The sequence below is a fragment of the Caminicella sporogenes DSM 14501 genome (assembly GCF_900142285.1).
Lineage (GTDB): Bacteria > Bacillota > Clostridia > Peptostreptococcales > Caminicellaceae > Caminicella > Caminicella sporogenes.
In genome coordinates this window covers 95,428-107,438 of record NZ_FRAJ01000008.1, presented here as the reverse complement: position 1 = coordinate 107,438, position 12,011 = coordinate 95,428, and the positions used below count along the sequence as shown (strand labels likewise).

The 12,011-nt window shown below is 26.1% G+C and carries 11 protein-coding genes; 10 read left to right on the top strand and 1 reads right to left on the bottom strand.

Annotated features, from left to right (window positions below; genetic code table 11):
• Positions 1 to 381: 381 nt before the first annotated feature.
• From BUA90_RS05930 to BUA90_RS05915, 3 genes are read left to right on the top strand one after another with little or no spacing between them, the layout of a single operon-like run.
• Positions 382 to 1,020 (top strand): 4Fe-4S binding protein, encoded by a 639-nt coding sequence (locus BUA90_RS05930; protein ID WP_072966602.1) that lies wholly within the window; start codon positions 382 to 384, stop codon positions 1,018 to 1,020.
• A gap of 58 nt (positions 1,021 to 1,078) precedes the next feature.
• Positions 1,079 to 1,906, top strand: coding sequence for a pyridoxamine 5'-phosphate oxidase family protein (locus BUA90_RS12160; RefSeq protein WP_094756760.1), 828 nt, complete (start codon positions 1,079 to 1,081; stop codon positions 1,904 to 1,906).
• 49 nt (positions 1,907 to 1,955) lie between these two features.
• A complete protein-coding gene (locus BUA90_RS05915) occupies positions 1,956 to 2,519 on the top strand; it encodes a hypothetical protein (RefSeq protein ID WP_072966600.1) in 564 nt (187 codons plus the stop codon).
• 125 nt (positions 2,520 to 2,644) lie between these two features.
• Here the strand turns inward: BUA90_RS05915 and BUA90_RS05910 are convergent, their stop codons facing one another.
• Positions 2,645 to 2,863, bottom strand: a complete 219-nt coding sequence (locus tag BUA90_RS05910) for a hypothetical protein (protein ID WP_072966598.1) — start codon at positions 2,861 to 2,863, stop codon at positions 2,645 to 2,647.
• Between the two features lie 244 nt (positions 2,864 to 3,107).
• Here BUA90_RS05910 and BUA90_RS05905 point away from each other — a divergent pair, with 244 nt between their 5' ends.
• From BUA90_RS05905 to BUA90_RS05875, 7 genes are all read left to right on the top strand, one after another.
• Entirely contained in the window at positions 3,108 to 3,500 is a 393-nt protein-coding gene (locus BUA90_RS05905) for a hypothetical protein (RefSeq protein WP_072966596.1), read from the top strand.
• A gap of 208 nt (positions 3,501 to 3,708) precedes the next feature.
• Positions 3,709 to 5,799: a putative bifunctional diguanylate cyclase/phosphodiesterase gene (locus BUA90_RS05900; protein ID WP_072966594.1), complete on the top strand. Its 2,091-nt coding sequence runs from the start codon at positions 3,709 to 3,711 to the stop codon at positions 5,797 to 5,799.
• A 150-nt stretch (positions 5,800 to 5,949) separates the two neighbouring features.
• The gene (locus tag BUA90_RS05895) at positions 5,950 to 6,291 is read left to right on the top strand and encodes an ArsR/SmtB family transcription factor (protein WP_334292692.1); all 342 of its coding nucleotides are present in this window, start codon (positions 5,950 to 5,952) and stop codon (positions 6,289 to 6,291) included.
• Between the two features lie 21 nt (positions 6,292 to 6,312).
• Complete coding sequence (locus BUA90_RS05890) at positions 6,313 to 8,433, top strand: heavy metal translocating P-type ATPase (RefSeq protein WP_072966590.1); 2,121 nt, start codon at positions 6,313 to 6,315, stop codon at positions 8,431 to 8,433.
• Between the two features lie 161 nt (positions 8,434 to 8,594).
• Positions 8,595 to 8,984, top strand: coding sequence for a GntR family transcriptional regulator (locus BUA90_RS05885; protein ID WP_072966588.1), 390 nt, complete (start codon positions 8,595 to 8,597; stop codon positions 8,982 to 8,984).
• Positions 8,977 to 9,876 (top strand): ABC transporter ATP-binding protein, encoded by a 900-nt coding sequence (locus BUA90_RS05880; protein WP_072966586.1) that lies wholly within the window; start codon positions 8,977 to 8,979, stop codon positions 9,874 to 9,876. The genes BUA90_RS05885 and BUA90_RS05880 overlap by 8 nt, the downstream gene beginning before the upstream one ends.
• A complete protein-coding gene (locus BUA90_RS05875) occupies positions 9,851 to 11,833 on the top strand; it encodes a coiled-coil domain-containing protein (protein WP_072966584.1) in 1,983 nt (660 codons plus the stop codon). Before BUA90_RS05880 ends, BUA90_RS05875 begins: the two co-directional genes overlap by 26 nt.
• The last annotated feature ends 178 nt before the right edge of the window (positions 11,834 to 12,011 follow it).

Sequence of the window (12,011 nt, the reverse complement as noted above, 5' to 3'; positions counted from 1 at the left end):
GATCAAACTTTTTTTAAAAGTAACAGGTATTTGTGTACACCAATAAAAAACTTGTCATAAAAAATCATGATTCAGTGCTTTTTTAGAGCATTCGAATCATGATTTTTTTTATGTTCAGAAGCCATAAACAGAAAAGAAAAAGAGAAGAAAAAATAGATGTATGACGACTTTTTTATAATCGAGTTTTAAGGAGAATAAGGTTTAAGGGAGAAGTAGACTGGGGTTGAGGGTGGTTGGGAGTTAGGAGGAGTTTTTTTGAGTGTACAGGTACAAAAATATGGAAAAATTTAGTTTCTTGGATTATAATGAATACATAACAAAGAATTTTAAGGTAGATTTATATTAATTTGATATTTAGAATTTAAAGCGAGGAGGATTTTTATGAAAAGAATAAAATTTTTTCAATTGATTTTTTTAGGAATATTTATTATGCTAGTAAAATTAGGTAGACCTCAGTTATGGTTTATGATATTTTTGATTAGCATAATTTTAACACCTTTATTTGGTCGCTTTTATTGTGGCTGGATATGTCCAATAAAGAGTTTAATGGATATAGTAGATTGGATATATAAAAAATTTAAAATTAAACGTAGAGAAGTTCCTAATTGGATTAAAAAACCAATTTTTCGATATATAGTTTTAATTATTTTTTTAGGATTTATGGCTAAGATTTTTATTACTGGAAGAAAGATACCTGTTTTAATAATATTTACTATACTTGGAGTAGCGGTTACATTATTTTTTGTTCCTTCAATGTGGCATAGATATTTTTGTCCATATGGAACTTTACTTAGTTTTGCAGGTTTATTTTCTAAAAGAGGGTTAGCAGTTGAAAATGAAAATTGTATAAAATGTGGAATTTGTAAATCTGTATGTCCTGCTGAAGCTGTAAAAATGGAAAATAGAAAGCAATATCCCGAGATATTGAATAGTTTATGTTTAAGTTGTTTTAAATGTGCGGATTCATGTCCTAAAAGTACTATCAAATATACATCAGTATTAAAAAAATTTAAAAAATAAAAACAGGAAAATATGTAAAATTAAGCGAATTATAAAATATGAAAGAAGGAGATAAATAGTGAAAAAATATCTAGGAAAAAAAGTTATGATAGTAGTGGATAGACCATTAGGCTCAAAACATCCAAAGCATGGATTTGTATATCCAATAAATTATGGATATATTCCTAATACAGTTTCAGGAGATGGAGAGGAAATAGATGCTTATATTTTAGGCGAATTTGAACCACTAAAAACCTATGAAGGATATGTTACTGCAGTAGTGCATCGAAAAAATGATGATGAAGATAAATTGGTAGTCAGTAGAGAGTTGAATATGTATAATAAAGACCAAATTAGAGCGTTAATAGAGTTTCAAGAAAGATTTTTCAAATCGGAAATAGTTATATATGAAGATGAGATAGAAAAATATATAGAAGGTGAAGAAATAGAATTTGATGAACTAAAAATAGAATTTGAAAAGTTAATTAAAATAAAAAAATATATGGTACTTGCTACAAGCAAAGATAATAGAGTTACTGCAAGAAGTGTGAGCTGTATAGTAATAAATTCAAAAATATATTTTCAAACAGATAAAACTTTTTTAAAGTATAAACAGATAAAAAGTAATCCAAATGTAGCTTTATGTATTGATAATTTTCAAGTAGAGGGATATGCAAAAATAAAAGGGCATCCTTTTGAAAGAGAAAGTAAAAATTTTATAGAAGTATTTAAAAAAGTGCATAATGGTTCTTTTAATACATATTCTCATATGGAAAATGAAGTAGTTATAGAAGTTGAGCCCAAATTTGTTACAGCGTGGAAGTATGAAAATGGAAAAGCTTTTAGGGAAATTTTAGATTTTAAAAATAGAAAAGCATATAGAAAATATTACGATAATAGCAAATAAAAATGTTATATTAGAAATATTAAATAATATCTAAAAAGGAGCAAATAATATGATATTGCCTAAGTTATATTTAGAAATTAATAAAAAAGAGGATATTAAGGAAGTACTTGAAGAATATTGTGATTTTATATTGTGTGAGCCGTCAAGCAATACTGAAGAATATTTATTTTATGCTAAAGAAAAATTGACGATTTTAGCAACTGATGCTTCAGGTGGAGTTTATGCTATGATAAGTGATATAGATGTAGAAAAATCACCAATTGTATATGTAAGTTCTGAAGGGCAATCGGGAAAGATAGCTAATTCTTTTAGTGAATTGATTTCTCTAATTATTTATTATCCATTTTGGAAAGATATACTGTGTTATTTGGGTGATAGAGATATAAATAAAATAAAGGAAATAATACCTTCTTTAGAAAAAGATATGTTAAAATATATACCTAATTATATTCAAATACAAAAAGAAGTAGGAAATAGTTTAGGAATAATTAAATCTGAAAAAATAATAGAGTCTTTTATAGAAGTTGTATTAGAAAAACCGGATTTTATAGTATATTCAATACAAGATGATGAACCATCTGAAACATTAATTGGGTCATATGTAGAGAAATAATTTTATTATTTTACCATGGAAAGTATGAAACCTGATATAAGGTCTATATCAATAGACAGAATATGTTGAAATGAGAATTGATTTGTTCGAGTTGTACAAAATTTTTGTACAACTCAGTTAATAGATTACTTGCGATTAATTAGATTTTCTGCCTTATCAGATTGATTGGGAAATAAATCATTAGGAACATGTTCTTTTCCAAGTGCCTTGGAAACTTTAAATCGTGCACAGATTTCATAATTACCTTTACAGTAACGTTTTTTATACATTTCTGCTAAAGCTGGTCTAGAGCACATTTTGTCGTTAAAAAACGGACAAGAAGATAAAGATGGACAATTAGGCATACTTTCCCCCCTTTACTTTTTGTTTTGACAAAAAATTATCATGTTTAGTATAACATAAAAGGTATTTTATTCAAGTAAATATGCTTAAATTTTTAAAATAATAAAAATTTAATATACTAAATAATTTTTTATATTAATTATTTATATTTATTAGAAAAAATTTTATGTCTTCATATTTTCTTCATAACTCATCTATATAATAAGATTAGTAAAACAAATAAAAAATAAAAAGGAGATGAGTTAAATGAAGAAAAAACTTTTAACATTAACTTTAGGAGCTGCTTTGACACTAGGTAGTATTGGAGCTGTATTTGCAGCAGAAAACAGTACAGTAAATACAAATACTACCTTTGGAAGAGGAAATGGTATGATGCTTTACAAATCAAATATTTCAGTTGAACAGTTGCTTGAACAAAAAATCAAATTAATTGATCAAATGGTTGAAGATGGTAGATTAACAAAAGAAGCTGGAGAAAACTATAAGAAATTAATTACAGAAAGAATGAAAAATTGTACTACACCAGGTGAAAATAGAGAAAAAAATGAAAGACTTGGTATAGGATTTGGTAGAGGGCAAGGATTTAAAAGAGGAAATAAAAACTTTAGAGGTTTTAGAAACATGATGGAAAATAAATAGATTTTATATAAAATGAAGTGGTAAAATAAATTTGATTTTGCCACTTCATTTTATTTTTATAAAGTCATATAATATTTAAATTAATAATACTATTTAATGAACAAAAAAATATGTAATATTTTTACAAAATAAGATTAAAAGATTTAATATTGGGTATATATACCTATATAGTGTAAAATTATACTTATCCAAATGCGAGGAATAAGTTATGAAAAAAAATATAAATTTTTTTGAAAAAAAGATAAAAAGAATACAAAAACAATATTTTGAATATTTGAAACAGAAAGAGCAATTAAAACCTAAGATTGAAACTTTAAAAATAATAATTGTTTATATAGTTTTTGGATTTAGTTGGATTATATTATCTGATGGAATATTAAGTTTATTTGTTAAAGATATTGATATTTACAATAAAATTCAAATTTATAAAGGATGGTTTTACATAGTAATAACAAGTATATTGTTTTATTTAATAATTTACAATAAGATAGATTTATTTAAAAAATCTTTGGATACAATTCACAAAGGTTATGAAGATTTGTCTGCTACATATGAAGAGTTAACTACTATGGATGAAGAATTAAACAGTAGATATGAAGAACTTCAATTAGTTTTGGAAAAATTAAGACAGGAAAAAGAATTATCTGATAGTATAATAAAAAATACTTATGCTGTTGTTGTCGTTTTAAATAAAGATGGTACAATTAAGAGATTTAATCCATTTGCAGAAAGGTTGACAGGTTATTTAGAAAACGAAGTCATAGGTAAGAAATGGTTGGATATATTTATTCCAGAAGACAAGAAAGATTATACAAGAGAGCTTCTTAAAAGGATTGTAAATGGAGAGGTAGTTCAAAATCAGGAAAATAAGATATTAACTAAAGATGGAAGAATAATTGATATATTGTGGAATAATAGTGTTTTAAAAGATTCGATGGGAAATATAATAGGATTAGTTGCAATTGGAATAGATATTACTCAGATGAAGCTATTAGTAAAAAAATTGAAGCATTTGGCTTATTATGATACTTTGACAGGATTGCCAAATGCAAATATGTTTGAGAAGATGGTTAATGAAGCTATAAATCAAAATACTGATAAAAATTCTAAAATGGCTCTTATATATTTTGATATTGATAATTTTAAATATGTGAATGATATTTTAGGACATAAAGCAGGAGATATTCTACTTAAAAAACTTGCATATATAATAAAGACTAATGTTCATTTTCCGGACTTTTATGGAAGAATGAGTGGAGATGGCTTTGCTATATTATTAAAAGATGTATCAGATGAAAATAATATAATAAAAAAAGTAAATGAATTAAGTGAAAAATTAGGAATTTCATGGAATTATAATGAACATGAATATTTTATAACAGTAAGCAAGGGAATAGCCTTATATCCTTATGATGGTAAAGATTATGAAACTCTTTTAAAAAATGCAGAAACTGCTATGTATAAGGCAAAAGAGAGCGGGAAGAATAGTTACAAATTTTACAGTAAGGATATGTATGATAAGACTTTGAAATATATTGAGATGAGTGATGATTTAAGAAAAGCTATTGAAAATAAAGAATTTGTTTTGTATTATCAGCCATTAATTGATTTAAAGACAGATAAAATAGTAGGAGTAGAAGCTTTAATAAGGTGGTATCATCCTCAAAAAGGATTTATTCCGCCGTTAGATTTTATTCCACTAGCAGAAGAATTGGGATATATAGATGAAATTGAAGAATGGATTATTGAAACAGTGTGTAGACAAAAAAGAGAGTGGGAGGTAAAGGGATTTGAGCAAATAAAAGTTTCTATAAACATATCCAGTACTACACTTACTAAGGAAGGATTTATTTCAAAATTCGAAAAAATTTTAAATAAATGTAGTATTGAGAGCTGTAAATTAGAAATAGAAATAACAGAAACTGCATTAATATCGGATTTGCAGCAAGCAATAGAAGCTATAAATAGGCTAAAAAAATTAGGGTTTTCTATAGCATTAGATGATTTTGGAACAGGTTATTCGTCTTTGACGTATTTAAATAGGTTATCAATAGATTCATTAAAAATAGATAGAGAATTTATAAGATACATTGAAGATGAAAACAGGAATGAACGGTATATTGTACAATCTATTATAAAACTAGCACATGATTTAAAATTAAGAGTGATAGCTGAAGGAATAGAAACATATAGACAATTAGAATTATTAAAGCAAAAATCTTGTGATATAGGGCAAGGCTATTATTTTAGTAAGCCTGTACCATCAGAAGAAATAGAAAAAATGTTTACCTCTAATTAAGTAGAAGGTAGACATTTTTTTTATTTTGGAAATTTGAATTTTTTAAAAATATGTTGATATTTAAGAAAAAAAGACATATAATAAAACATATGAACAATTATTCATATATTGAAAGGAGTGAATATATTGAGTAAAAAGTCTAATATAGAAATGTGTAATTGCATTGTAATTCATGAAGATATAGTTACAAAAGTCAAAGAAAAAATGCCTAAAGATGAACTTTTATATGATCTAGCAGAACTTTTTAAAGTCTTTGGAGATAGTACGAGAATAAAGATTCTTTATGCTCTATTTGAAGAAGAGATGTGCGTTTGCGACATAGCTGCTCTATTAGGTATGACTCAGTCGGCAATTTCTCATCAATTAAGGATTTTAAAGACTTCAGGTCTTGTTAAATACAGAAAAGAAGGAAAAGTAGTTTATTATTCACTTGATGATGACCATGTGAAAAATATATTTGCTCAAGGGCTTATTCATATTAATCATAAATAATTTGAGAGGAGATATCATTTTATGTCAGCTAGTTCAAAAGTTGAATTGATTTTAGAAGGACTTGATTGTGCTAATTGTGCTTCTAAAATAGAGGCAAAGGTAAATGAAATTGGTGATGTGAAATCAGCAAATTTGAATTTTGTTACTAAGACATTAACTGTTGAAGTTAAGGATAATAAGAAAACAAAATCTACTATTTCAGCTATAAAGAATATAGTTAACAGATATGAACCTCATGTAGTAGTCAAGGAAAAAATATATCATTATAACAAGAAGGGAAATATAGCAAAAAATAGTTTTAAAAGAGAATTTATTCCTATGATAATAGGAGCAGTAATTTTTATTATAGCTGTAATATTAAAATTTTCATTTTGGCTTAAAATAAGTTTATTTTTAGCAAGTTATTTATTGATAGGTGGAAAAATATTATTTAAGGCAATTAAAAATATACAAAGAGGTCAAATTTTTGATGAAAATTTTTTGATGGTAATAGCTACTATAGGAGCGTTTGCTATTGGAGAATATCCAGAAGGTGTAGCTGTTATGTTATTTTATCAAATAGGAGAATTTATGCAAAATTTAGCAGTTAATAAGTCGAGAAAGTCTATTACAGAGCTTATGGACATAAGACCTGATTATGCAAATTTAAAAACTGGAGAAAAAATAGAAAAAGTTTTACCTGACAAAGTAAAGATAGGGGATTTAATTATTGTAAAACCGGGTGAAAAAATTCCTCTAGATGGTATTATTGTAGAAGGAGAATCTATGGTAGATACAGCAGCTTTAACTGGAGAGTCAATTCCTAGAAAAGTGAAAAAAGGAAATGAAGTTTTAAGTGGTTTTGTGAATAAAAATGGAGTTTTAACTGTAAAAGTATCTAAAGAATTTGGAGAGTCTACAGTATCAAAAATTTTAAATTTAGTACAAAATGCAAGTAGTAAAAAAGCTAAAACTGAAAATTTCATTACAAAATTTGCAAGATATTATACGCCATTTGTAGTTTTTAGTGCATTAGCTATAGCATTAATTCCACCTATTTTTTTAAATAATGCCAAATTTTCAGATTGGATATATAGAGCATTAGTATTTTTAGTAGTATCTTGTCCATGTGCTCTTGTGGTATCTATACCTCTTGGTTTTTTTGGAGGAATAGGAGGAGCTTCAAAAAATGGAATTTTGATTAAAGGAGGAAATTATTTAGAAGGGCTTAATGATGTAGATACAGTTGTATTTGATAAAACAGGTACTTTGACTAAAGGAGTATTCAAAGTTGTAGAAATAAGAGAGAAAGGTAGTATAAATAAAAGTGAACTATTGGAGTATGCTGCTTATGCTGAGAGTTATTCTAATCATCCTATAGCTAAATCTATTTTAAAAAAATATGATAAAGAAATAATAAAAGAATATATTAAAAATTATAATGAAATATCTGGATGTGGTATAAAGGCTACAATAAGAGGTAAAGAAATTTTAGTAGGTAATGATAAGCTCATGGAAAGAGAGAAAATTAGATATGAAAAAATAAATGCTTTTGGAACTGTAGTATATATAGCAGTAGATAAACAATATGCAGGATATATAGTTATATCTGATGAAATAAAAAAAGATTCAGAGAGAGCTATTAAAGGACTTAAAAGTTTAGGTATAAATAATATTGTAATGTTTACAGGAGATAATAAAAATGTAGCGAATAAAATAGCGGAAAAATTAGGTATAGATAAAGTTTACTCAGAACTTTTACCTCAAGATAAAGTTGAGAAGATAGAAAGTTTAGAAAGGGAAAAGAAAACCAAAGGAAAATTAGTATTTGTTGGTGATGGTATAAATGATGCACCTGTTCTTGCTAGAGCAGATATTGGTGTAGCTATGGGTGCTTTGGGGTCTGATGCTGCTATTGAAGCATCAGATGTAGTTATTATGACAGATGAACCTTCAAAACTTATTAATGCTATTAAAATAGCTAGAAGAACTAAGAAAATAGTATGGCAGAATATAATATTTTCATTAGGAATTAAAGGTATTGTATTACTTTTAGGGGCAATAGGATATGCAACTATGTGGGAAGCGGTATTTGCTGATGTAGGAGTTGCTTTATTGGCAATTCTTAATGCAATGAGAGTTTTAAGGGTAGGTATTGATTAAAATACTTACCTTTTTTTTATTTAGAGCATTTTTTAATTTTTGATTTAAAGGTAAATATGGAAATTTTTTATTTTTATATTGACAAAAGTGCAGTTAAAGAATAAAATAATAAGTGTATTAACACTAATAGTACACTTATTACATAGGCGAGGAGGTGCAAAATGATACAAATAGATTTAAAAAGTAGAAAACCTATATATGAACAGCTTGTGGAGAAATTTAAGCAGTTAATAATAAATGATGTACTAAAGGCAGACGAAAAAATTCCATCAGTAAGGGAGTTAGCAAAAGAGCTTACTATAAATCCAAATACGATTCAAAAAGCATATAGAGAGCTTGAAAGACAGGGATATATATACTCCGTAAGAGGAAGAGGGAGTTTTGTATCAAAGGAAATAGAAAAGGTGGATGAGAAGAAGGTGGAGAGATTAAAAAATGAAATAATTAGGAATTTATCGGAATTGATATATTTAGGTTTAGAAAAGGAAGAATTAATGAAACTGTTAGAAGAAACTTATGATAGAGTGAAAGGAGGAGAAGATAATGATTAAAGTAGAAAATTTAGATAAGTATTTTAACAAGTTTAAGGCTTTAGATAAAGTTAATTTAAGAGTTAAAAGAGGCTCTATATATGGACTTGTTGGACCAAATGGAGCTGGTAAAACGACACTAATAAAACATTTAACAGGCATATATAAACAGGATAGAGGAAGTATAGAAATATTAGGAGAACCTGTATATGAAAATGTGAATATAAAATCAAAAATAGGTTATATACCTGATGATTTATATTTCTTTCCGCAGTATAAGATTAAAGATATGGCAGCTTATTATAGAAGTATATATCCAAAGTGGAATGATGAGAGGTATAAAAAATTAAATGAAGTATTTAAAATAGATGAAAACAGAAAGATAAATAAACTTTCAAAAGGTATGCAGAAACAAGTATCTTTTTGGCTTGCTTTGTCTTGTATGCCTGAAGTATTAATACTTGATGAGCCCATAGACGGTCTTGACCCTTTGATGAGAAGAAAGGTTTGGAATTTAGTAGTAGAAGATGTAGCAGAAAGAGAAACAACTGTACTTGTTTCATCACATAATTTAAAAGAATTAGAAAATATATGTGATTATGTAGGTATAATGCATAAAGGTGAGATGCTTATAGAAAGCAATTTAGATGATTTAAAATCAGATGTTCACAAAATACAAGTAGCATATAGAGAAGATTTTCCTATAAATTTAGATAAAGAACTTGAAATACTTCATAAAGAAAAGCGTGGAAGTGTATATTTATTAATTGTAAAAGGAGAAAAAGAAAGAATAATATCAAGCTTTAATAGATATAAACCTGTTATATTAGATATACTACCGCTTTCTCTAGAAGAAATATTTATATATGAGTTAGGAGGTGCAGGATATGAAATCAGCAATATCATATTTTAATAAGAGAATTATAAGAGAGGATTTAAAAAGATTTTGGGGAATAGGAGCATTATATTTTTTAGCCTTAATATTTACCGGTCCAATAATGTTTTTGATTAGTTCTAATGAGTCAGATATGATAAATTTTAATATTGAAAGATATTTTAATATATACAGCCACGGATTTCAGATTACATTTTCTGTGATATTTCCAATATTATTGGCGACACTTATTTTTAGATATATTCAGGTGAAAAGTTCAGCGGGAATGATACATTCATTTCCTTTTACAAGAAATATATTATTTAACAGTCATATATTATCTAATTTAATAATAATTTCTATTCCGGTTTTTATAAACTTTATAATTATGTTTTTAGTTTATAAAGGATTATATACTGGTGAAAAGATAGTTATGAGTGATGTATATAAATGGTTTTTTATTACACTTCTTATAAATTATACTGTGCTTTTCATGACAGTATTTGCAGGTATGATAAGCGGTGTTTCATTCATTCAGTCTGTACTGTCTTTGATATTTTTATTTTTACCTTTAGGTTTGACAGGTTTGGTATTAATGGCATTAGATAATATATTATTTGGATTTGTTCCAGAGGCTGATACATTTATTAAAGATTTTGCTTTTAAAGCAATACCTGTAACTAATCAATTATATAAAGAAAAAAATATTATGATTATAATATGGTATATAATATTATTGTTTATATTATTTTTCGTTTCAAAATACTTATACAATAAAAGAAATTTGGAGACTGCTGGAGATAGTATAACATTTGATATATTAAAGCCTCTATTTAAATATGGTGTAGCATTTTGTACAATGATTATAGGAGGATTATATTTTTCAGCTATAGGGAGAGAAAGTTCTTTTTGGCTGTATTTTGGATTTTTTATAGGAGCTGTATTTGGGTATATAATAGCAGAAATGATAATAGAAAAATCTATATGGGTGTTTAATAAACTGTGGGGATTGCTTCCTTTTATTATAATTGCAGGATTGTTTTTCGCAATTGTTGACTTTGATTTAATAGGATATGAGAAAAGATTGCCTAAGATAAGTAAAATAGAGTCAGTATATTTTGATTCTTATCTGGAAGAAATAAGATTAAAAAATGATTATGGATTACTTCACAGTGAAAGTAATATAAAAGCTGTGAGAAATTTACACAAAATGATAATAGATAACAAATCTGAGATACAAAACATGCCTGTAGAAGAAAGCAGAAAACATATATCAATAGGATATAAATTAAAAAATGGTAAAATATTAGTAAGAGAATATAATATACCTAAAAAGATGTTTAATAATAATCCATATATAAGAGAAATTTATGAATCACATGAATATAAAAAGAGAAATAAAATATTTAAAGTAGATGTGGATAAAATATCAGATATAAGTATTTATGTAAATATTATAAATAAAAATATAGTAATATCAGATAAAGATAAGGTAAGAGAATTAGTTGAAGCTCTGAAAAAAGATATATTAAATGAAACTTATGATGAAATAATATCAACTAAAGAACCTTGGGCTGAAATTAATATTAGATGTATAAGTGAGATATGTGGGACTAAAAGACAGACATTGTATTTAAATTTTAAAAAATCATATAAAGAACTAGAAAAGTGGTTTAAAGAAAATGGATATTATGAAAAAGTAAGAGTTATGCCTGATGATATTAAATATGCTGTTGTAAAGGATATACAAGAGTTAAAAGATGTTGAAAAAAATATATATAAGATAGCTGATAATTTAGAAATGATAAGAGGTAAAAAAGTAGAAATTAGAGATAAAAATAAAATTGAAGAATTATTAAGAACTTACAATGCTTCTTATAGAAGTTCTTATCTTAAAAATAAAAAATATATTGTGGTATTTTATTTAAAAAATGGTGAAATGATAGTTGGAAGTTATTTTGATGATGATGTACCAAATTTTATTAAAAGTTACTAGAGTTTTTTGAATTAAAAAACTAAAATTTAATTTTAAGTTTATATGATTAAATTAAATAGAGTGAAGATAATGATTTGTCAAGGGTAAAGCAAGTGAAGCTTTACCCTTGACAAATTACAGGAAAGTTCTATAATGGATATGACATTATTTAAGAAATTTTAGACAATTCTAATAATAA